The sequence below is a fragment of the Paenibacillus lacisoli genome (assembly GCF_030580655.1).
Taxonomy (GTDB): domain Bacteria; phylum Bacillota; class Bacilli; order Paenibacillales; family Paenibacillaceae; genus Paenibacillus; species Paenibacillus lacisoli.
Genome location: NZ_JAUQTB010000001.1, coordinates 692,473 through 713,054 on the forward strand (window position 1 = coordinate 692,473; position 20,582 = coordinate 713,054).

At 50.1% G+C, this 20,582-nt stretch carries 22 protein-coding genes; all 22 read right to left on the reverse strand.

All coding sequences use genetic code 11. The features are described from left to right. Positions 1-85: 85 nt before the first annotated feature. Entirely contained in the window at positions 86-1,219 is a 1,134-nt protein-coding gene (rpoD, locus tag Q5741_RS03355; RefSeq protein ID WP_305022609.1) for an RNA polymerase sigma factor RpoD, read from the reverse strand. Between the two features lie 44 nt (positions 1,220-1,263). Then, a complete protein-coding gene (dnaG, locus tag Q5741_RS03360; RefSeq protein WP_305022610.1) occupies positions 1,264-3,114 on the reverse strand; it encodes a DNA primase in 1,851 nt (616 codons plus the stop codon). 85 nt (positions 3,115-3,199) lie between these two features. Next, positions 3,200-3,673 carry a YaiI/YqxD family protein gene (locus Q5741_RS03365; RefSeq protein ID WP_305022611.1) on the reverse strand — a complete coding sequence of 158 codons (474 nt, stop codon included), beginning with the start codon at positions 3,671-3,673 and terminating at the stop codon, positions 3,200-3,202. Between the two features lie 291 nt (positions 3,674-3,964). Beyond that, positions 3,965-6,040 carry a glycine--tRNA ligase subunit beta gene (gene glyS, locus Q5741_RS03370; RefSeq protein ID WP_305022612.1) on the reverse strand — a complete coding sequence of 692 codons (2,076 nt, stop codon included), beginning with the start codon at positions 6,038-6,040 and terminating at the stop codon, positions 3,965-3,967. Then, entirely contained in the window at positions 6,033-6,920 is an 888-nt protein-coding gene (gene glyQ, locus Q5741_RS03375) for a glycine--tRNA ligase subunit alpha (RefSeq protein ID WP_305022613.1), read from the reverse strand. The genes glyS and glyQ overlap by 8 nt, the downstream gene beginning before the upstream one ends. A 378-nt stretch (positions 6,921-7,298) precedes the next feature. Next, the gene (gene recO / locus Q5741_RS03380) at positions 7,299-8,054 is read right to left on the reverse strand and encodes a DNA repair protein RecO (RefSeq protein ID WP_305022614.1); all 756 of its coding nucleotides are present in this window, start codon (positions 8,052-8,054) and stop codon (positions 7,299-7,301) included. A gap of 33 nt (positions 8,055-8,087) precedes the next feature. Continuing rightward, positions 8,088-8,228, reverse strand: coding sequence for a YqzL family protein (locus Q5741_RS03385; protein ID WP_305022615.1), 141 nt, complete (start codon positions 8,226-8,228; stop codon positions 8,088-8,090). A gap of 138 nt (positions 8,229-8,366) precedes the next feature. Next, on the reverse strand, positions 8,367-9,269 hold the full coding sequence (era, locus tag Q5741_RS03390; RefSeq protein ID WP_305022616.1) for a GTPase Era: 903 nt from the start codon (positions 9,267-9,269) through the stop codon (positions 8,367-8,369). Between the two features lie 27 nt (positions 9,270-9,296). Further along, the gene (locus Q5741_RS03395) at positions 9,297-9,710 is read right to left on the reverse strand and encodes a cytidine deaminase (RefSeq protein ID WP_305022735.1); all 414 of its coding nucleotides are present in this window, start codon (positions 9,708-9,710) and stop codon (positions 9,297-9,299) included. Positions 9,711-9,761: 51 nt separating this feature from the next. After that, the gene (locus Q5741_RS03400) at positions 9,762-10,148 is read right to left on the reverse strand and encodes a diacylglycerol kinase family protein (protein ID WP_305022617.1); all 387 of its coding nucleotides are present in this window, start codon (positions 10,146-10,148) and stop codon (positions 9,762-9,764) included. Beyond that, positions 10,148-10,645, reverse strand: a complete 498-nt coding sequence (ybeY, locus tag Q5741_RS03405; RefSeq protein ID WP_305022618.1) for an rRNA maturation RNase YbeY — start codon at positions 10,643-10,645, stop codon at positions 10,148-10,150. Before ybeY ends, Q5741_RS03400 begins: the two co-directional genes overlap by 1 nt. After that, positions 10,642-12,915 (reverse strand): HD family phosphohydrolase, encoded by a 2,274-nt coding sequence (locus tag Q5741_RS03410; protein ID WP_305022619.1) that lies wholly within the window; start codon positions 12,913-12,915, stop codon positions 10,642-10,644. Before Q5741_RS03410 ends, ybeY begins: the two co-directional genes overlap by 4 nt. A gap of 16 nt (positions 12,916-12,931) precedes the next feature. Beyond that, complete coding sequence (locus tag Q5741_RS03415; protein WP_305022620.1) at positions 12,932-13,906, reverse strand: PhoH family protein; 975 nt, start codon at positions 13,904-13,906, stop codon at positions 12,932-12,934. 6 nt (positions 13,907-13,912) lie between these two features. Then, positions 13,913-15,106 carry a sporulation protein YqfD gene (gene yqfD / locus Q5741_RS03420; RefSeq protein WP_305022621.1) on the reverse strand — a complete coding sequence of 398 codons (1,194 nt, stop codon included), beginning with the start codon at positions 15,104-15,106 and terminating at the stop codon, positions 13,913-13,915. After that, the gene (gene yqfC / locus Q5741_RS03425; protein ID WP_305022622.1) at positions 15,103-15,396 is read right to left on the reverse strand and encodes a sporulation protein YqfC; all 294 of its coding nucleotides are present in this window, start codon (positions 15,394-15,396) and stop codon (positions 15,103-15,105) included. The genes yqfD and yqfC overlap by 4 nt, the downstream gene beginning before the upstream one ends. Positions 15,397-15,581: 185 nt before the next feature. Beyond that, complete coding sequence (locus Q5741_RS03430) at positions 15,582-16,133, reverse strand: hypothetical protein (protein ID WP_305022623.1); 552 nt, start codon at positions 16,131-16,133, stop codon at positions 15,582-15,584. A 36-nt stretch (positions 16,134-16,169) separates the two neighbouring features. After that, entirely contained in the window at positions 16,170-17,168 is a 999-nt protein-coding gene (gene floA, locus Q5741_RS03435) for a flotillin-like protein FloA (RefSeq protein ID WP_305022624.1), read from the reverse strand. A gap of 93 nt (positions 17,169-17,261) precedes the next feature. Then, positions 17,262-18,575 (reverse strand): NfeD family protein, encoded by a 1,314-nt coding sequence (locus Q5741_RS03440; RefSeq protein ID WP_305022736.1) that lies wholly within the window; start codon positions 18,573-18,575, stop codon positions 17,262-17,264. Between the two features lie 301 nt (positions 18,576-18,876). Then, entirely contained in the window at positions 18,877-19,320 is a 444-nt protein-coding gene (locus tag Q5741_RS03445; protein WP_305022625.1) for a GatB/YqeY domain-containing protein, read from the reverse strand. 16 nt (positions 19,321-19,336) lie between these two features. Further along, positions 19,337-19,510: a 30S ribosomal protein S21 gene (gene rpsU / locus Q5741_RS03450; protein WP_005547957.1), complete on the reverse strand. Its 174-nt coding sequence runs from the start codon at positions 19,508-19,510 to the stop codon at positions 19,337-19,339. 127 nt (positions 19,511-19,637) lie between these two features. Then, positions 19,638-19,997, reverse strand: coding sequence for a histidine triad nucleotide-binding protein (locus tag Q5741_RS03455; protein ID WP_305022627.1), 360 nt, complete (start codon positions 19,995-19,997; stop codon positions 19,638-19,640). A 149-nt stretch (positions 19,998-20,146) separates the two neighbouring features. Then, positions 20,147-20,494, reverse strand: coding sequence for a hypothetical protein (locus Q5741_RS03460; RefSeq protein ID WP_305022628.1), 348 nt, complete (start codon positions 20,492-20,494; stop codon positions 20,147-20,149). Positions 20,495-20,582: the final 88 nt, after the last annotated feature.

Below are 20,582 nucleotides of genomic sequence, written 5' to 3' on the forward strand. Positions count from 1 at the left end.
CCCCATCATTTGCATTGAGATGATCTGTATAGCCGCAAAAAAAGGACCGCTGCACAAAGCTGCAGACGGTCCTGGTTTACGCTTGTTATTCGAGGAAATCTTTCAGCCGCTTACTGCGGCTAGGGTGGCGCAGCTTACGTAGTGCCTTGGCTTCAATCTGACGAATCCGTTCACGGGTTACGCCAAATACCTTGCCCACTTCTTCCAGTGTTCTGGTACGGCCGTCATCCAGACCGAAACGCAGACGCAGCACATTCTCTTCCCGTTCCGTAAGCGTATCGAGCACATCTTCCAGCTGTTCCTTGAGAAGCTCATAGGCAGCAGCATCCGCAGGCGCCAATGCCTCCTGATCCTCAATGAAGTCTCCCAAATGGGAATCGTCCTCTTCACCGATCGGTGTCTCAAGGGATACCGGCTCTTGGGCAATCTTCATAATTTCCCGCACCTTCTCGACACTGAGATCCATCTCAGCCGCAACTTCTTCCGGTGTTGGTTCGCGTCCCAGTTCCTGCAGCAGCTGACGGGATACCCGAATCAGCTTGTTAATGGTTTCAACCATGTGTACCGGAATACGGATAGTTCTTGCTTGGTCGGCGATCGCACGGGTGATGGCCTGACGAATCCACCAGGTCGCATAGGTACTGAATTTGAAACCTTTCTCATAGTCGAACTTCTCAACCGCTTTGATCAGACCCATATTGCCTTCCTGGATTAGATCCAGGAACAGCATGCCCCGGCCTACATATCTTTTCGCAATACTTACAACGAGACGCAAGTTGGCTTCAGCCAGACGGCGTTTGGCTTCCTCATCCCCATTACCGATCCGCTTGGCAAGCTCCACTTCATCGTCCGCTGACAGCAGCGGCACACGGCCAATCTCCTTCAGGTACATACGAACCGGGTCATTGATCTTGATCCCCGGCGGGAGACTCAGGTCATCGTCGAAATTGAATTCATCGCTTTCATTGTTCTCCCGGTCCCCTTCCTGACGAAGCGGGTTAATTTCCTCATCATTCTCATTGACCAGGTCAATGCCAAGATCCCCCAGCTGCTCATAGAACTCATCCATTTGTTCCGGGTCTTGATCGAATGGCGATAATTTCTCCATAATCTCTTTGTAGTTCAAGGAAGATCTCTTCTTACCTTGTTCAATCAGTTGGTCCTTCACCTGATCCAGTGTCAGTTCTGTTTCTAGTTCAGTATGCTGATCATTCGCCATATTTCGACTCCCTCCTCCCTAGAAACCTTAAGCGTTTCTGCATATCACTGTCTCTCTAGGGCTATAATCTCACTTGCAATTTGTGCAGCACGCAAAAAATCACCAGAACGTTCAGCAGCAATCATTTCTTCGCGTTTGCGGTCAATCTCCTGCTGTACCGGCATCTTACGGACTTCACGTATATAGTCGTCCAGCGTCTGATGATCCCAACCGCCTGGGGTATCCATCATGGAGATGGAGCTGACTGTCTTCTCAAGACGGTCGTCCTGCAGCGATGAGATGAAACGGCTTGTGTCCGGCGGCTTGCCCTGCGCATAATAGGCATATAGATAAGCAGCAATGGCTGCATGATCATCAATGTTAAACGCATCACCCAGATGTTCTTCAACATACCGCGCAGCTTCCTCATCCTGAAGCATCCAGGAGAGCAGTCGGCGTTCCGCTACATGGTAAGCCGGAAGCAAATTGGGTGCGGGCACCCGTACTTTTTTATGCCTACCATTATTCCACGAATTGTCGTTATTATCCCCAACCTGCTGCTTTTTTAGCATGGATTGGCGCATGAGGTTGCATTCCTGCTTCAACGTCTCATAATCAACCTTGACTTCTGATGCCAGTTCCCTCAAGTATACTTCCCTCTCGGTCGGTGACGCTAGCGGTGCAATAATCTTCAACGCTTCACGCGAGTAGGAAATACGACCATCTTCCTCTAGCAGTATATGGTTTTTTTTAAGATATATAAGCTTAAATTTCACTGGCGAAACGGCGCTCTCAATGACTCCGTGGACAAACCGGTCACTTCCGTGTCTGCGGATAAAATCATCCGGGTCAAGACCGCCGCTGATGACGGCAATTTTGACATGCAGCCCCGCCTGTTCCAAGATGGGGAGGCTCTTCATTGCTGCTGCTTGTCCGGCCGAATCTCCATCATAACAGATTATGACTTCGTCGCATATTCCCTTGAGCATTAAGGCATGGTTCTCAGTAAGAGATGTACCCATGCTCGCAACACCGTTCTGCACCCCTGCTTCCCACGCGGAGATTACATCCCCATAGCCTTCAAACAGGACACTCTGCCGAAGCTTGCGTATGCTGGTCTTGGCGAGGTTCAGGTTATAAAGCGTCCGGCTTTTGTTGAACAACCTGCTCTCCGGTGAATTGAGGTACTTTGGCTGCCCTTCACCCATAATACGGCCCGCAAAAGCAATAACCTGTCCGTTGCGGTTGGCAATGGGGAACATGACCCTGTCACGGAAACGGTCAACATAACCGCTGCCTTCTTGTCTTGCAGACAAGAGGCCGCCCTTCTCCATCTCACCGAGATCGAATCCGCGCTTCTCCAGAAACTGCACCAGCGTATCCCATCGGTTAGGCGCGTATCCAATCTGAAACTGGTCAATCATTTTATCGTTGATCCCGCGGGACCTCAGATAATCCATTGCTTCCTTGCCATGCTCCGTATTCTTCAGCAGAAAATGATACAGCTTAGCACTCAGTTCATGAGCCTCAAGCAGTCTGCCCACTTCAGGGCTCTGATGATGCGCGCTGTCACGCCCCTGCCATTCTCCAAGAGGGATGTGGCTTTCTTCCGCCATGGTTCTGACAGCTTCGGGAAAGGAGAGTCCTTCGATTTCCATCCTGAATTTGATGGCATTACCACCCTTGCCGCAGCCATAGCAGTAGAAAATCTGACGATCCGGCGTCACCGTAAAAGAAGGGGTTTTCTCTGAATGGAATGGGCAAAGGCCTTTCATATATTTACCCTGTTTGGTCAGATGCACATACTTGCTTACCGTGTCTACGATATCATTCTGATTCAGAACGGATTCAATGATATCTTCCGGTATACTGCCCTGTCCTGCACTCACATTAACCACCTTCGTCTCTTTCAGCATTTTGTATCATCCCCAAATAAAAAACAGGTATAAGGCCATAGATGATTAGGCACAAAATGCTCCTTTAGCACGTAAATATAATTCGCTATGAAAGTTGATTCTCCTGCAATTTTTGCAAAAGTTTTGTCAATTTATGTTGAAAAAATACCCGGTCTTCCTCTGTAAACTTTCTCGGTCCCTTGCCATACTTCCCCTGCTTCCTGGCTTTGGCCGAGACATGGCGCTGGTCCAGCATAAAGTCGATGTTCTCGTTGGAATAGTTCTGTCCGCGAAAAGAAATAACATGACAGCCCTTCGCAAGCGCCAATGCAGCGAGTCCATAGTCACCGGTAACTACGACGTCGCCTCTTGCAATGTGATTGGCAATATACAAGTCTGCGCTTTGATCGCTTCGGTCTACCTGCACCGTCGATACGTGGCCGGCTCCCTTCAGAAGATGATCGAATGAGGAGACCAGCAGAACCTGAAGATTGAAGCTGGCCGCCGTGTCGGCAATCTCTTTTTTCACAGGGCATGCATCACCGTCAACAACAATTTTATACTGTACTGCTGAAGTCATCAGAGTATCACCGGTTTCCTTCAAAAATAAATTTCCTCTATTGCCGTCTGCATAAACCAAACTTTACCCTGATCCAACAGCTGTAAAACAACTCTTATATATAATATACGCTTCGTCGGAACAAAATCCTTCCGCTCATGTAACAAGACTGAAACAATTTGCAGAGATCCCAACAAGTCAAAAGACGGAACGGGTGCAAAAGACCTGCCTTGCACGCCGTTCCGTATATTTATACCCGTATTCAGGCTTGCTTCATACACTAGAAATATGATGAGCCGTAGCCTGACTAGACTACCACACCAACTTTGAAAAATCTGCGAATTTCTTGAGATCCCCGTCAATGGAAGCAAGCAGCGCCAGGCGATTCACCCGGACAGCCTCATCTTCGGCCATAACCATGACCGAATCAAAGAACGTCGTAATGCTCGGGGTAAGGCCGCCGGCCAGTTCCAATGCTTCTGCCATACTCTCACTGGCAAGAGCATCTTTGTATCGTATTGTTGCATTCTGCCATGCCGTGAACAGGGAAGACTCCGCTTCTTCCTGGAACAATTCTGGTGTAACTCGAGTCTGTGTAGACTTAGCTGCCAGATTGCTGACCCTGTTGAAGGACTCAACGGTTTCTTTGAATGTCTCTTTATTCCCTACTACATCCATCAATGCAGCACCGCGGGCAACCACAGAGCTTACTTGGTCAAATCCAGCCGTGATTACCGCATCTACCACATCATAACGCAGGGTTTCGGACAGCAGCTTTTTCACGCGAAGGCCAAAGAACTCATACAGATCTTTACGAATTTCATCACCCGAACGTTTCAAAATCCGCATATTTTCATGAATTTCAAGCGCAATTCCGAAAACATCCGAGAGGGAAACTGTCAGCTTGTTGTCCAGCAAAATCTGCACGACACCCTGGGCCTGACGGCGCAGTGCGTATGGATCCTGGGATCCAGTTGGTATAATACCGATCGAGAAGCAGCCGACAATGGTATCCATTTTGTCTGCAATGCTGACAATGGAGCCTGTTAGTGTGGAAGGCAGGCTGTCGGAAGCAGAACGCGGCTGGTAGTGCTCGAATACAGCTTTGGCAACCTCTTCCTTTTCACCAGCTTTACGGGCATAATCTTCGCCCATAACGCCCTGGAGTTCAGGAAACTCATAGACCATTTGTGTGACAAGGTCGAACTTGCAGATGTCAGCAGCACGGCTTACGGATTCAGCTGTATCTGCAGACACTTCCAGTTTGGCCGCCAGCTGGTCAGCAATTTTACGGATGCGGCGCAGCTTATCCCCTACTGTACCCAGCTCTTCATGGAATACGACACTTTCAAGCTTGGATATGGCGTCTTTAATCTCCAGCTTCTGATCTTCTTCATAGAAAAACTTGGCGTCCGAGAGACGTGCGCGCAGCACCTTCTCATTGCCTTTTGCAATGACATCCAGGGATTCTGAACCGCCGTTACGCACAGTAACAAAGTAAGGCAGCAGCTGCCCGTCTTTGCCCAGGACCGGAAAATAGCGCTGATGCTCGCGCATGGAAGTAATCAGAACTTCTTGCGGGATATTCAGGAACGACTCCTCAAAAGTACCGAACAGAGCCGTCGGCGTTTCAACCAGGTACAACACTTCTTCCAGCAGATCATCCTTGATCGCAATGGTCCAGCCTTTGCTCTCGGCCAGTTCGTTGATCTGCTTCAGAATCAATGCCTTGCGCTCCTCAACGTCAGCAATGACATGCTGCTCGCGCAGACGTTCCACGTATTCTGAAGGTTCGGCGATAACTGCATCCTGTCCCAGGAAACGATGTCCCCGTGTAACATTGCCCGCTCGGACACCCGTCACTTCAAGATCAATAATGTCGGTTCCGAACAGAGCCACGATCCAGCGGATCGGACGAACAAATTTGAAATCATAGGAAGCCCAGCGCATAAACTTAGGGAAGGTCATGGCATGCAGAATTTGCAGCAATCCGTCTCCAAGCACCTCTGTAGTAGGTACACCTACACTGCTCTTCGAGGCATAGATATATTCAACCCCACCCAGTTCACGGAACGTAAACTGCTCCGGATCAACGCCCTGGCTTCTAGCAAAACCAAGTGCTGCCTTGCTCCAGCCGCCTTGATCATCGAGGGCGATTTTGCGGGAAGGACCTTTCACTTCTTCTTGAACGTCTTCCTGCTTTTCAGCTACCTGCTCCACCAGCACCGTCAGGCGGCGTGGTGTTGCGAATGTCCTAACCTCACCGTGTGCGATTCTGGATTCATCCAGCCATTTGCTCAACCGGTCTTTGAGCTGGGTGATCGCTCCAGGTATAAAGCGCGCTGGCACTTCTTCCAGACCGATTTCGAACAAGAGATCCTTAGACATGCTCCGCACCTCCTTTTTTAATCAATGGGAAGCCGAGCTTCTCACGTTCCTCCAGATAAGTTGCAGCAACCTGGCGAGCCAGATTACGCACCCGGGTAATATAGCCTGTACGCTCCGTTACACTAATGGCCCCGCGTGCATCGAGAAGATTGAAGGTGTGGGAACATTTCAGCACGTAATCATAGGCCGGGAATACCAGATTTTGTGCCATGGCATTCTTAGCTTCTTCCTCATACATGTTGAACAGCGTGAACAGCATTTTGACATCGGAAACTTCGAACGTGTATTTGGAATGTTCAAATTCCGGCTGATGGAATACGTCTCCATAGGCAATGCCTTCGACCCATTCCAGTTCAAACACATTTTCTTTCTCCTGAATGTAGGAAGCAAGACGTTCCATACCATATGTGATTTCAACAGATACCGGACTCGCTTCAATACCGCCCACCTGCTGGAAATACGTAAACTGGGTAATCTCCATACCGTCCAGCCATACTTCCCAGCCAAGTCCTGCGCAGCCCAGCGAAGGATTTTCCCAGTTATCTTCAACAAAACGGATATCATGCTGAAGAGGATCGATACCCAAGCGCTTTAGGCTCTCTAGATAAATATCCTGAATGTTATCCGGAGAAGGCTTAATAATAACCTGGAATTGATGATGCTGGTACAGACGGTTCGGGTTCTCACCATACCGGCCGTCCGACGGTCTGCGGGAAGGCTCGACATAAGCCACTTTCCATGGCTCGGGCCCCAGTGAGCGCAGGAAGGTCATCGGGTTCATCGTACCTGCACCTTTTTCCGTGTCGTATGGCTGCACGATAATACAGTTCTGTTCCGCCCAAAACTGCTGCAGCGTCAGAATCATCTGCTGAAAATTCATCGGACTAGCTCCTTTTTAATCAAATGTAATACAAGGTTCTCGCTGGCAGCACGGCAAAAGACACAAAAAACCCTCGTCTCTACGCCTGCTGCACAGACATAGGGACGAGAGTTAATTCCCGCGGTTCCACCCTACTTGATTACTTCATCCATGATAGCGAAGCAATCCACTTTTCCGAGTCCAATTCATGCTCCCGAGTGCCGTTCACGAATAACCTTCCGCCAGGCTTCCACCTTCCCCGGCTCGCTAGATGTCAGGATCACTCCGCTACTGCTCGTTCAATGCATGTCTCATTACCAAAATGAGATATTTAATATGATTTTACACAGTCGCCGACCGAAAGTCAATACCTGACACCTGCTGCACAGCCCTCGCCATTCACTGCAGATTGTACCTGTCCAGCTGATCCAAAAAATGAAGCGACTTCAGATGGAGTCCAAGCTGCATATCCATAAACTGACGCATGATATGCTTGATCTCGCTCCGGGTAGCTTCACTTACCGTTACGTTACCCAGACGCTGAAGGTCAAGGCGTACGAACAAACGCAGCAGCTTCAAAGTACGTGCATCCACCTTAAGGGCCGGCGGATCGTGATGCTTGCAGTACCTGCACAGAATACCGCCCAACCGCGGGCTGATTCTGGCTTCTTCATCCAGCTCCTCGCGCCCGCAGGAGATACAGGCATCCAGCTGCGGCCCATAGCCGGCGCTTTGCAGTATTTTCATCTCATATAAATTAATGATAACTTGCGGGTCTTTGTCATTCTCCAGCGCTTCAAGGCAAGCCTGCAGCTGTCGAAACCAGAAGCCGCCTGTCTCCTCATCCTGCAGAACCCGGTCCAGCAGCTCACAGGCATAAGAGGAATAAGCAGCCTTCACAATATCCTCACGTAAAGAATGGTGAGATTGGATAATCTCACCGGAATTCAGCGTCCCCAGACCGCTGTTTCTGAAAAATACATATTCACCGTGGGTAAACGGCTGTGTCAGTGCAGCATGGCGGCTTTTAGGTTTCTTGGCCCCGCGGACCAGCACACCTACTTTGCTGCCGTTTTCGGTGCAAAGCGTAATGATTTTGTTCCCTTCGCCGTAATCCATGCTGCGGATGACAATCCCCTGCACCCTGTATAGCATGCTTCATCCCCCAAGCATTCCTGAACAAACCAATTACTCAGCGGTTTCTTCATCTTCGTTCCGCTCTCCTCCAGCAGCAATCTCCTCCTGAGCCTGTCCCACCGCTGCCTTGTACAGCATGTAAGCATCGACATCTCCAGTCAACGTAAAATACTTCCACGAAAAATCCCGCATTCGTATTCATCCTCTCTTTGGAAACGGCGTCTGCCTGTGAGATTAGGATGGAATTCAGCGGGAACATCTATGCGTTGTAATAACTGGCAGGAGACTTCACGGACGAGGGCGGACATCAATCCCTACCGACATTCCAGCCTAAGCGTCCCGGTGAAAGCCAAGGTCACGAAGGACGCGTTCCTGATTGCGCCAATCTTTCTTCACTTTAACCCACAGCTCCAGAAAAATCTTGGACCCGAGCAGATTCTGGATATCCTGGCGAGCCTGGCGACCTACTTCCTTAAGCATGGCGCCCTGCTTACCGATAATGATGCCCTTCTGGGAATCACGCTCCACAAAGATCACTGCCGAAATGTACACGGTGCCGTTCTCTTCCACACGCATATCCTCAATGGTTACTGCAATGGAGTGAGGCACCTCTTCCCTGGTCATATGCAGGATTTTCTCACGTACCAGTTCAGCACAGACAAACTGCTCAGGATGATCGGTAATCTGATCAGCCGGGTAATACTGCGGACCTTCAGGTAGATATTTCGCCAGCTGCTCCAGCAAGGTGTTCACATTGCTGCCCAGCTTGGCTGAAATCGGCACGATCTCTGCAAAGTCATGCAGCTTACGGTATCCCTCAATCAGCGGCAGCAGTGCTTCCGGTTCAATGAGATCAATTTTGTTCAAGACAAGTATGACTGGGGTTGAAACCTTCTTGAGCTGCTCTGCAATAAAGCGGTCACCGCCGCCCAGTCCCTCGGAAGCATCAATGAGAAACAAAGCCGCTTCGACTTCCTTCAGCGTGTTCAGAGCGGTGTTGTTCATGTAGTCACCCAGCTTGGACTGCCTTTTATGAATACCGGGTGTATCCAGGAATACGATCTGGGAATGATCCGTAGTATACACGCCATGAATTTTGTTGCGTGTCGTTTGCGGCTTGTCAGACATAATTGCTATTTTTTGTCCGATAACCTGATTCATTAATGTCGATTTGCCCACGTTAGGACGACCGACAATCGCCACAAAACCGGATTTGAATTTCTGTTCTGCCATCTATTAACCTCCGGGCATACGCCCAATTTATTTTTTTGCTTCGTCGAGATGTGCTGGGCCAAAAGCTCCCGGAAGGAGCTCAGCAACCGTCGTCACCTGGATATCCCCTTTGAGATTGCCAAGGATCACCTTCATATCCGGAGCACACAGCTCAACCATGACCTGGCGGCATACACCACATGGAGAAATGGGACCATCCGTAGCACCAATTACGGCAATAGCCTTAAAGCTGCCAGGCTTGTGACCGTCCGCCACGGCACGGAACATCGCCGTACGCTCAGCACAGTTGCTCGGTCCATAGGCCGCATTCTCAATATTGCAGCCATAGTGCACATGACCATCTGCATCCAAAAGAGCTGCGCCTACGTTAAAATGAGAGTAAGGTGTATACGCATTGGTGCTTGCCTTAATGGCTTCCTGAATCAAAAGTTCATCTTTCATCTTCATCTTTCCCTTCTCCACCCGTGTGTCATAAATACTGATGTATGATGATTATAACCACATTATGCATAAATTGCGAAGGGAACGTATGATAGGCGCATAAAAGATCAGAACACCTGTAATAACGGCAAAAACCGCAGCCAGCAGCACAGCTCCGGCAGCGGTATCCTTGGCAGCCTTGGCCAGGGGGTGGATTTGCGGTGAAGCCAGATCAACGACGGCCTCTATTGCAGTATTCAGCAGTTCGGAAATCATCACCAGCGCTATGGCGAGCAGCAGAAACAGCCATTCGGTCCGGGATATGCCGAAGAAGAAACCTGAGAATACCGCCAAAACAGCCGCCAGCGTATGCACACGCAGGTTGCGCTGTGTCTTCAATCCGTACACGAGTCCTTCAACCGCATTACGGAACGTCTCCCCCCATGACCGGACCTGCATTATCGGGTCAGCCCCACTTCCGCGAGGACAGCTTCCTGCTTGCCCATCATTTCCGCTTCACTGGCATCATCCTGATGATCATAGCCCAACAGATGCAGGAAGCCGTGAACAAAAAGAAAACCGATCTCGCGTTCGATGGAATGGCCGTACTCCTGGCTCTGTGCAATCGCAGTAGGGACAGAAATGATAATGTCACCCAGCACATCCGGCACGTCAGCCAGTTCTTCGCCTTCTTCCAGCTCATAGACAATATCAAGCTCTTCGTCCAGCGACTCATTCATTGCAAAGGATAACACATCTGTCGGACGGTCGATCCCGCGGTATTCCCGATTCAATTCATGAATCTGTTCATCATCCACAAAAGTGAGGGCTACCTCTCCGTCCGTGATCCCCTCGGATGCAGCTGCTTTCTGCAGCAGCTTCTCCAATTGGGAAATCAGAGCTTCCTTGATCTCCCATTCTTGTTGTTCATTCGTCCAAGCCAGTTGCAGGCTCATTCTGATTTCTCCTTTTGCGCGTTCGCAGGGACATCCTGCGCAGCCTTTGTTTTCTTGATTTCTTCCGGATACTCAATCCGTGAGTGGAATATTCCCATGACTGCTTCCTTAAGCGTCTGGGACACCACATCCAGTTCCCGCATGGTGAGATCACAGTCGTTAAATTGGTGATCATCAAGGCGGCCTTTGATAATTTTCTCAATCATTGATTCCACCTGATCCACAGTTGGCTGACGCAGTGAGCGGACTGCAGCCTCCACACTATCAGCAATACCGACAATCGCCGATTCCTTGGATTGCGCTTTGGGTCCAGGATAACGGAAATCATCCTCTGTAAAATCAGGTTCGACTCCCTGCTCTTCTGCCTGGCGCAGCGCCTTATGGTAGAAGAAATGCAGGAAAGTCGTACCGTGATGCTGCTCCGCGATATCCCGGATCGGTTTGGGAAGCTTGTATTCCTTCTGCATCTCCACCCCGTCTCGGGCATGAGCAATGATAATGGATTTGCTTATTTTCGGATCAATGGAATCATGAGGATTCTCGATATTGTTCTGATTCTCTATAAAGTAGGATGGCCGTTTGGTCTTGCCAATATCATGATAATAGGAACCCACCCGGCAAAGCAGTCCATTCGCACCGATCGCTTCAGCTGCCGCTTCCGACAGGTTGCCCACCATTACACTGTGATGGTACGTTCCCGGCGTCTCCGTCAACAGCTTGCGCAGCAGCGGATGATTCGGGTTGGACAGCTCAACAAGTTTCAGCGCAGACAGGATACCGAACGTCGCTTCAAAGAACGGCATCAGGCCGATGACCAGGATAGCTGTCAGTAAGCCGCCGACAAAGGCGAAGCCGACCGCATAAAGCGTCGTCATCTGCGTCCAATTGCCTTGATCAATCAGAGCCAGAGCGAACACAGCAAACGATCCGAATAAACATACCATGATTGCACCCTTAAACAGGGTTGACCTTTGACTTGCCCGATGAATCGAAAACATGGCCGCCAGAGACACAACCATGGTGAAAAAGCCAAAATGGAAATCAAATATTTGCCCCTGATGAACATTCAGTATAATGCTTGCCAATACGCTGAACACCATGGAGGATACCAGTGCGAGCGACATGTCCAGCAAAATGGTGATCAGCATACTGCCGATAGCGATCGGAGCCAAATACCCGAAATATGGCCGCTCTGCCGTCTGCAGAATTCCCACAAGATGAAGAATACCGATGGTAATTACAAAAACAAGCACCATCATTAACAGCTGGGCATTATTATACTTGAATTTGTGATTGTTGGATTGACGAATATACATAAGGAGTCCCAATGACAGCAGCGCAGAAAACATTACCAGTCCCAGCTGCGGCCAATAGTTGACTTCATTCTTCAGCAGCTTGTTCTCATCCAGCAGCTCATACGTTTCTTCCGTTATGATATCGCCTTTCTTGACCAACACGTCTCCCTGCTTGATGTAAACCTGCGGCGTGTTCTCACGTTCGCGGACCTTCGTCTCCTTGGTCAGGTCATCGTCGTAAAATTTATTGGCAGTGATGACCATTTTGACCAGCTCCTGCAATACTTCCCGCGCTGTCCGCTGACTAAGGGAACTGATGCTGACCATCTCAGCCACTTTGGCCCTCGCGGTCTGGGCATCTGCGATCTGGTCATTCATCAGCCGGGGAACGATATCACGGGCCACCAGTTTCATTTCAGATATATCTTCAGAACGCAGACGGGGAATCTTCAGGTAGGTCTCTTCGGGAATGCGGTAGGTCTGTTCCTGAATCGTCTTGCGCATCTCTTCAAGCAGCTTCTCGCCATAGGCACCTGAAGCTTTACTGTTCGTTACAAAATTTTGAACATAATCCTGCATACGCTGCGGGATTTCATCCTTGTAAATGGCGGCTTTATCTTCCGATGATACCTGATCATCCTGATTCAGCCGTTCAATCCGATCCAGCATAGACAGCAGCAGACTGTCGTTCTTCATCAAAATAATACTGTACATCGGCTGAACCCGTTCGGCCGCTTGTTCCTGCGCTTTCAGCGTAGCCTTATTGTCCGGGATCTGCATCGGTGCCACGATGTCCTTCTCGCTGCGCATGCCAACCTTAATATCATACCGCTCTGGCAGCAGCTGCGGAGCCAGACTGACATAAAACAATATCGCTATAAACAAAAACAGAAGATAGCGTGTTGCCACGCTATACTTCCATCCACCATTTCTATACTGAAGCGCTTTGCCTTTCGATAATTCCTTGGAAGTCATCTAAGACAATCCCTCTCTATTCTTGATTTTCGGCTGCTTGGTCGTAGGCAACGATAATTTTCTGGACTAGGGAATGCCTTACTACATCCTGTTCCGCAAAGTATACGAAGCCGATCTCCTCAATACCGCTCAAGATCGCTTTGGCTTCCACCAGCCCTGACTTCTTGCCTCTTGGCAAGTCGATCTGCGTGACGTCACCCGTAATAACCATCTTCGATCCGAACCCGAGACGGGTCAGGAACATTTTCATCTGCTCTGGCGTCGTGTTCTGGGCTTCATCCAAAATAATGAACGAGTCGTCCAGCGTGCGACCGCGCATATAAGCCAATGGAGCAATCTCGATCAGGCCGCGTTCAAGCGCTTTTGCCGTCTGATCCGGCCCCATTACATCATAAAGCGCATCATATAACGGTCGCAAATAAGGATCAACCTTCTCCTGAAGATCGCCGGGCAGGAAGCCCAGATTCTCGCCAGCCTCTACAGCCGGACGTGTCAGCACGATGCGCTTGACGCTCCCTTCCTTCAGAGCTGCGACAGCGAGCACAACCGCAAGATAGGTCTTACCGGTACCTGCCGGCCCGATTCCAAATACAATATCCCTCTTCTTGATCGTCGTAACATAATGCTTCTGTCCAATCGTCTTGACCCGGATCGGCTTGCCGCGGAAGGTGGTCGTAATCTCCCCCTTATACAAATCAAGCAGCTGGTCTGCACGCAAATCCTTCGCAAGCTCAATCGCATAAAGCACGTCCCGTTCGGTCAAAATGTAACCATTGCGGATCAGCTGCAGCAGCACCTCGAACAGCTGCTCGAGGGATTCAACTTCTCGCGCGCTGCCGTGAATGCCGATTTCCGCTTCTCTGGATGCAATTTGCGCTCCCGGTAGTTCACGTTCGATCAGTTTAAGGAATAGATCCTGGGGTCCGAACAAGGATTGTCCTTCACCCGCATTATTTAGAGCAATTCGTATGCTGCGTTGTTGGTCTGCCAAATAGCCTCATTCTCCTTGGTTATGAACTAACGGAAGTTCTCCCGTAATATTTTGTTCAACTTCAAAAAGCACTTTCATATAAACTTTACCATTCTCTGTCTTCTCATGCAAAATTTTTTGACTCATTATTTTTGTGCCTTTGCCGTTTTTCGCCAAAATATCCGAGTGGGCAGCAGCTAGCGCCTCATTCTTGGCCTGCTGTGGGGTCAGCTTCTCTTCCAACGTGCTGTTCTCCATGACCTTCTCGGTCATCCAGCCGACCGGCAGCTTGTAAGACCGCCAGGTTAACGGATCAAGCTCGGTAACCACTTTAGAGGACTCATAGGGGTCCTTGCCATATCCCCATAGCTGAATGGCTCTGCTGCCGAGCACCAGATAGAGCTTTTCCTTACTTTCCCCTGTATACACCTGTGTGCGGTGCGTGAGAGGCACCTCTAGATTATATTCATGCCAGACAAGCCCTTTTACTTCTCCCTTGGCGACAACCGTCTGGCTGTTCTCCTCATCTCCCAGCGTACCTGAGATCAGGATTGCCCCTTTCTTCACACGCATATTCTGTGCTACGACAGGCCTGCCCTGTTCAGCGTAAATGTGAGTGACGACTGCATCCGCTGTGCTAATAAGATGCCTTGGATTAAGGAGCTCCGCTTTCTGCGGTTCCTTCGCTTCCACAATCTCGATCTTAACCGTGGTCCCTTCCTTGCTGACACCAATCCATGAGACGCCAGGAAGACGCAAAGCGAGCTGCTTCGCCAGCTTGTCCTGCGGGGCCAGCCGCCCTTCCCATTGAAAAGGGTAGATCCCCTCCGCGCGGGCTGCCCGCAGCACCTCATCTGTAGTAAGCCGACTGTTTCCTTCCACCTTCACATCCCATACCATAGAAGAGAGGAAATACAGCGTAACAAAAAAGATGAGAATGCCCGCTGTGAAAAAGCTTCGTTTTCGCAATCGCAGCCATACGAACGGCAGGCCATTCCGCTGGGATACCTTCATCCGGCAGCCTGTCCTGCGCAGAAGCGGACGCAGCCTGAAGAAATCCGACAGCAGCACCTGCATCTCGGCTTTCTGCGCGGCAAGCGCTCTGACATTCCAGATAACAATATGTTCGGCGGCCAGCAGATTCATCAGCTCCTCCACCCGCCCGCCAGTAACAACGATAACGACACTTCCTCTAACTGTGGACAAAGTCGGACTCTTCAATTGTTCTCCTCCGTTCCGTCCAGATGGATATCTATAATGGTGCCTTCAACGGCAACCTCCTCCGAGAGGATGGAGCGGATGACAAGTCCGCTGCCTTGAATGACCAGCCTTCCCCGGGACAGGGCCAGAATCAGCTGATCCGGCCGGAAATCCACGACCCCTCGATGGTTCTCAATGTACAGCTGTTTGCTTCCGATCAGGGTCACCCGCGGCAGATCAAAAAGAACGTCCTGCGGCAGATCCAGTGCTTCGCTGGTCCATCTGCGCAGCTTACGGCTTAAACGGCTCATGTAACGGTGATCCCCCTTCCTGTACTGTACACCATATGCAGCAGAAGGCTGGTTTATGAAGAAATAGATATTCCCGGCTTTACATAAATCCAGATGGCGGCTTTTTGTCAGCAGCTGCGGCTGCCCCTATGTCCGGATGAAAAAAAACCTAACCGGTTTCCGAAGAACCCGGTTAGGTTCAAGCATTAACGCTGCGTCCTTCTGGACGCCGCTAAAGATTGTTTGGCTCGCGGCGGGCCCAGAATCTCGGCCCATACGATTCCCCGGCGAAGGTCATCCGCCTGAATATTGTTGTCATTCTCTATGCTGGAAGAGGAGGAATCAGACAGTTCGGTAACCCCCGGCATATGGGAGGTAGAGACTGAGTCCAAATGTTTCTGAATACGGCGGCGTTCTGCCTCCATTTCCCGGATCCGGTCATCCAGCGTCGTATCCAGCTCCATCGTCTTCCCTTCACCATCATACTCCTTCTCAAACGTATTGTACGAAGGTCTGCGGGCAGCCGTATGGCTATCTGAGTACGGGCTGGATTCATCCGTGTCCTCATCCCAGTCATCATCCGAATCCGAGGAGTCCGAATTTCTTTGTGTCTCTGCCGATTCAGGCTTACCGCCAAAGGTCGGCATTCCGCCCTTGGTGGCGCCCTTTACTCCTTTGCTGAACATCGAGTACAAAGCAAACACCACTACAAACACAATATAGATATGATTGACGATCCAATCCACTAAGTTATCCATAACTCACCGCCATTCCCCGATTTCAGTTAGAGCGGTTTATTTGCCGTTCTTGGAATCATTCTGGCCGCTGTCACCTGATTTGCCAAGAGACCCGCGCATTTGAGTATCGGCTTCGATGTTCTTAAGGTTCATATAATCCATTACGCCCAGCTGACCACCGCGCAGTGCCTCTGCCATCGCAAGAGGTACTTCGGACTCGGATTCAACTACCCGCGCTCTCATCTCAACGACACGTGCCTTCATTTCCTGCTCTTGTGCTACCGCCATAGCGCGGCGTTCTTCCGCCTTCGCCTGAGCGATACGCTTGTCGGCTTCGGCTTGTTCTGTCTGCAGGAAGGCACCAATGTTCTTGCCTACATCCACATCCGCGATATCAATAGACAGGATCTCGAATGCTGTACCCGCGTCAAGACCCTTGGACAATACGGTACGTGAGATCAGATCCGGATTCTCCAGTACGTCTTTATGCGAGTTACTCGAACCTACCGTCGTTACAATCCCCTCACCAACACGTGCGATAATCGTCTCTTCGCCTGCGCCGCCGACCAGTCGGTCGATATTCGCGCGAACCGTAACCCGTGCTTTTACCTTCACTTCGATACCGTCTTTAGCAACGGCAGCGACGATCGGCGTCTCAATGACACGCGGGTTTACGCTCATCTGAACAGCCTGCAGCACGTCACGGCCAGCCAGGTCAATGGCAGCCGCCCGTTCAAATTCGAGCGGAATGTTTGCACGCTGGGCTGCAATCAATGCATTTACAACCCGGTCTACATTACCGCCAGCAAGAAAGTGACTCTCTAACTGATTAATGGTCAAACCGAGACCGGCCTTCGTCGCCTTGATCAACGGATTTACGATACGGCTCGGTGTTACCCGGCGCAAACGCATAGCTACCAGTGTGATAATACTGATCCGCACGCCTGAAGCAAGCGCCGAAATCCAGAGCATCACCGGGAAAAAGCTGAAAAACACGCTCAGTACGATGACAACAACGACCGCAATGAGTAGAAAAGTAATCAATCCTGGTTCCATACAACTATCATCCTCCATAATGTGAGATTATATCGAATCTCTTATCGTCGGCATTCATGAACAGGCTGAATGCCTATGTACAAGCAGCTAGGACTATGCCTGCTGCTGAACCACAATTCTGGATCCTTCCACCTTCTGGACAACCACCGGTGTATTGGCAGCGATAAACCCGCCCTCTGTGACAACATCGATCCGCTCTCCGTCAATTAGCACAGTTCCCGCAGGACGAAGCGGCGTAACACTGACACCCAATTGACCAACCAGCAAGCTGCGGTCACGGATCGAGGAATAACCCTTGTCAGAGGTCAGACTCTCACTCAGGATAAACCGGTTCCAGACCCCTCGCTCCTTGAACACAATGGCCACGATAACAACAACTACCAAAGCGGCGCCAAAGGCAATCCCCAATGACAGGAAAGCATGTGAAGTATCATAAGCTGCTCTGACGACTCCGGCAACCAGGCTGACCGATCCAAGGATGCCAAGGATACCAAAGCTAGGTACAAATAGTTCAAGCACCAGCAGCACAAGACCAATAATAAACAACAGCCAAGTCTCATTGCCGGCAAACCCTGCAACATAATTCCCGAAGAAATATAACGCGAAGGCCGTGATCCCCAGAATTCCCGGCACTCCGAAGCCAGGAACCAGAATTTCAATCACTACACCGGCTATGCCGAAAAACAGAAGTACAACCTGCACCACCGGGTTTGTCAGAAATGCCGCCAGACGTTCAGCAAAAGAATGCTCTACCTGAAAGACATCTGCTTTCGAATAGCCCATCCACTCGACAACCTCGTCTGTACTGGAAGCAATCTTATCCGCGTATCCAACTTTAAGCGCTTCCTCACTGGACAATGAAATAATTTGACCCTTCTCTTTCTCTTGGTCAAGACCAGGCAGCTCCACAACGATATTGGCATCCACCATACCTCGGGCAATATCGGCATTGCGCCCGCTGGACTCTGCAGCCGAAGCCATCTGGCTCTTCCAGGCAGCTACCAGCTTCGCATCCTCGATATGATTGCCATAGCTGTCAACCAGTGCGGCTGCACCAATATAACTGCCAGGCTCCATCGCGATCTTATCCGCATTTAGTGCCAGGTAGCTTCCAGCAGAAGCCGCTTTACCGCGGATGTAGGCCACCGTCGGAATCTCACTCTCCCGGATCAGCTTGCCCAGCGCATCGGCCGTATCCACTCTTCCCCCAGGCGTATCAATGTCCAGAACGATCAGCCGCGCTTTCATATCAGCAGCCTCCTTAAATCCCCGCTCCATGAATTGCTGGAGCCCCCGCTCAATTTCCTGATTCACAGGAATTACGTAAACAGGTCCCGCTTGGGCTGCAGCAGATACTGGCAGAGCAGCTCCCAACAGCGGCAGGAGTATGGCTAGAAACAGGAGCATCGTTCCGAAGGCTCCCAGATAGCGCCTTATATTCACAGCTTTCCCCTCACTTTCCAGTAACGGTCATGTCAAGCTTATGGTATTTATTACGAATCATGCAAGCATTACGTTTCAAAAATTTGTCGGAATTCGGAATTCTCCTGAAAATCCTTACAGATACAATATATCCAGCAGATTCCACAAATCGGTATCCAACTTATTTTATCGTCTCCAGCTGCTGCAGATCCTCTCCCATGCACATCAAAAATGAACATAGAAAAAACACCCCCTGTTAACAGGGGGTGTTCGGGCGCTTCATGTTTTATTGCAGAAATTGTTGAACCGCTTGGTTCACGAGTTTACCATCTGCACGGCCTTTTACCTTAGGCATCAGAGCCGCCATGACTTTCCCCATCTCGGCTTTTGAAGAAGCACCGGTTTCCTGGATGGTCTGCTGTACAATAACTTTAATTTCTTCTTCAGAAAGCTGTGCGGGAAGGTACTGAATGAGCAAATCAATTTCCGCTTGGGCATCTGCCGCCATTTCCTCGCGGCCAGCCTTACTAAATTCTTGGAGGGCATCTTTGCGCTGTTTGATTTCACGACTTAGGATATCAAGCACTTCGTTGTCATCCAAGTCTCGTTTCAAATCTATTTCAAGATTCTTGATCGTCGAACGAACCATCCGAATCGTTGAGAGTTTGAACTTGTCCTTGTCTCTCATCGCTTGCTTCATATCTTCGTTCAATCGTTCGCTAAGATTCATGCTAGTTCAAATCCTCCTAAAACTTTCTCTTACGAGCAGCCTCAGACTTTTTCTTGCGCTTTACGCTTGGCTTCTCATAATGCTTACGCTTCTTAACCTCAGCCAAAACGCCATCCTTAGCGATGGAACGTTTAAAGCGGCGAAGTGCAGCATCAATAGTCTCGTTTTTGCGAACTTTAGTTTCAGACACCAGTTTTCCCTCCCTCCGACCAGACCGTCCAAGAGCAATAACACGGTTCATCAAACTACATTATAGGTCAAGGATAGCATAGGTGTCAACCTAATACGAAATGTTATTTCAAGTATGAAGATTCTAATCAGGCATGAGAGCCGGAAATTCCCGTCAACGCTCCAAGTTTGGCGCCGCCCAGCAGGTGATAATGCAGATGATGCACTGCCTGTCCGCTGTCCGGACCACAGTTGTTAATTAGACGGTAGCCGGACTGGTCGACACCCAGTTTCCGTGCAGCCTGCTGAGCAGCCTGATGCATCTCACCGATTACACCGAGATCTTCTGCGGTCACGTCATTCATAGAAGCGATATGCTTCTTGGGAATGATCAGAACGTGCACCGGCGCTGCAGGTTGAATATCGTGGAACACAAGCACGTTATCTGTCTCCATGAGCACCTTAGCGGGAATGCTGCCCTCTACAATTTTGCAAAATAAACAGTCCATAAAAAGACCCCCCTCATTCATTGGTGTACGCCGCCTGCGCGGCCGTATCGCGCTGTATCTAATCATACCCGAAAGCGGAAAGAGCGTCCAATTGGGCAGCAGCGCGCATAAGAAAACGCCCATTCCGCGGAATGGACGTCCTTCTTAAATCAATAATAAGGCAGCAGACTGATTGCAGTGAGCGTCGCCAAAGGTAAAATCAAGGGATTGAAGCGCCGGCGAATATACGGGTAACCATAGGGCGGGTACACCGGATAGCTGGGATAAGCATTGATGTAGCCGCCCGGCGGGATCGGATAGCCTGGTACAAAAGCTCTTGGCTCTCCCTGCGGGAAACGGTCATCCATTTCTCCGCCTCCGACCGGAACAGCCAGATACAATTTCTCGTCATCCACATGATCGACGATTCCGTCGTACACCTTTCCTTCAACTGTCCATACGGCGACATAGCGATGAACATGCTGGCCGCATACCTCTTTGGTTTCATGACTCGACATACCGATTTCCTCCTCATTCACTGCCATTTTCTAATTGCATCTTATTCCAAAAATGGGCGAAAGGTGACAAGAAAACAGGCTTTTACCT

Bases quoted from the DNA above. Each gene is read 5' to 3' on its own strand.
- Q5741_RS03400 (WP_305022617.1), bottom strand. From the start codon at position 10,148: ATGCAGGTCCGGTCATGGGGGGAGACGTTCCGTAATGCGGTTGAAGGA.
- Q5741_RS03440 (WP_305022736.1), bottom strand. From the start codon at position 18,575: ATGCTCCTGTTTCTAGCCATACTCCTGCCGCTGTTGGGAGCTGCTCTG.
- Q5741_RS03365 (WP_305022611.1), bottom strand. From the start codon at position 3,673: ATGACTTCAGCAGTACAGTATAAAATTGTTGTTGACGGTGATGCATGC.
- yqfC (WP_305022622.1), bottom strand. From the start codon at position 15,396: ATGAGCCGTTTAAGCCGTAAGCTGCGCAGATGGACCAGCGAAGCACTG.
- era (WP_305022616.1), bottom strand. From the start codon at position 9,269: ATGGCAGAACAGAAATTCAAATCCGGTTTTGTGGCGATTGTCGGTCGT.
- floA (WP_305022624.1), bottom strand. From the start codon at position 17,168: ATGGAACCAGGATTGATTACTTTTCTACTCATTGCGGTCGTTGTTGTC.
- Q5741_RS03410 (WP_305022619.1), bottom strand. From the start codon at position 12,915: ATGACTTCCAAGGAATTATCGAAAGGCAAAGCGCTTCAGTATAGAAAT.
- Q5741_RS03445 (WP_305022625.1), bottom strand. From the start codon at position 19,320: ATGAATCTTAGCGAACGATTGAACGAAGATATGAAGCAAGCGATGAGA.
- glyS (WP_305022612.1), bottom strand. From the start codon at position 6,040: ATGTCTAAGGATCTCTTGTTCGAAATCGGTCTGGAAGAAGTGCCAGCG.
- recO (WP_305022614.1), bottom strand. From the start codon at position 8,054: ATGCTATACAGGGTGCAGGGGATTGTCATCCGCAGCATGGATTACGGC.
- Q5741_RS03430 (WP_305022623.1), bottom strand. From the start codon at position 16,133: ATGGATAACTTAGTGGATTGGATCGTCAATCATATCTATATTGTGTTT.
- dnaG (WP_305022610.1), bottom strand. From the start codon at position 3,114: ATGCTGAAAGAGACGAAGGTGGTTAATGTGAGTGCAGGACAGGGCAGT.
- Q5741_RS03395 (WP_305022735.1), bottom strand. From the start codon at position 9,710: ATGAAAGATGAACTTTTGATTCAGGAAGCCATTAAGGCAAGCACCAAT.
- ybeY (WP_305022618.1), bottom strand. From the start codon at position 10,645: ATGAGCCTGCAACTGGCTTGGACGAATGAACAACAAGAATGGGAGATC.
- glyQ (WP_305022613.1), bottom strand. From the start codon at position 6,920: ATGAATTTTCAGCAGATGATTCTGACGCTGCAGCAGTTTTGGGCGGAA.
- Q5741_RS03460 (WP_305022628.1), bottom strand. From the start codon at position 20,494: ATGTCGAGTCATGAAACCAAAGAGGTATGCGGCCAGCATGTTCATCGC.
- rpoD (WP_305022609.1), bottom strand. From the start codon at position 1,219: ATGGCGAATGATCAGCATACTGAACTAGAAACAGAACTGACACTGGAT.
- Q5741_RS03385 (WP_305022615.1), bottom strand. From the start codon at position 8,228: ATGCGGGATTTTTCGTGGAAGTATTTTACGTTGACTGGAGATGTCGAT.
- Q5741_RS03455 (WP_305022627.1), bottom strand. From the start codon at position 19,997: ATGGACTGTTTATTTTGCAAAATTGTAGAGGGCAGCATTCCCGCTAAG.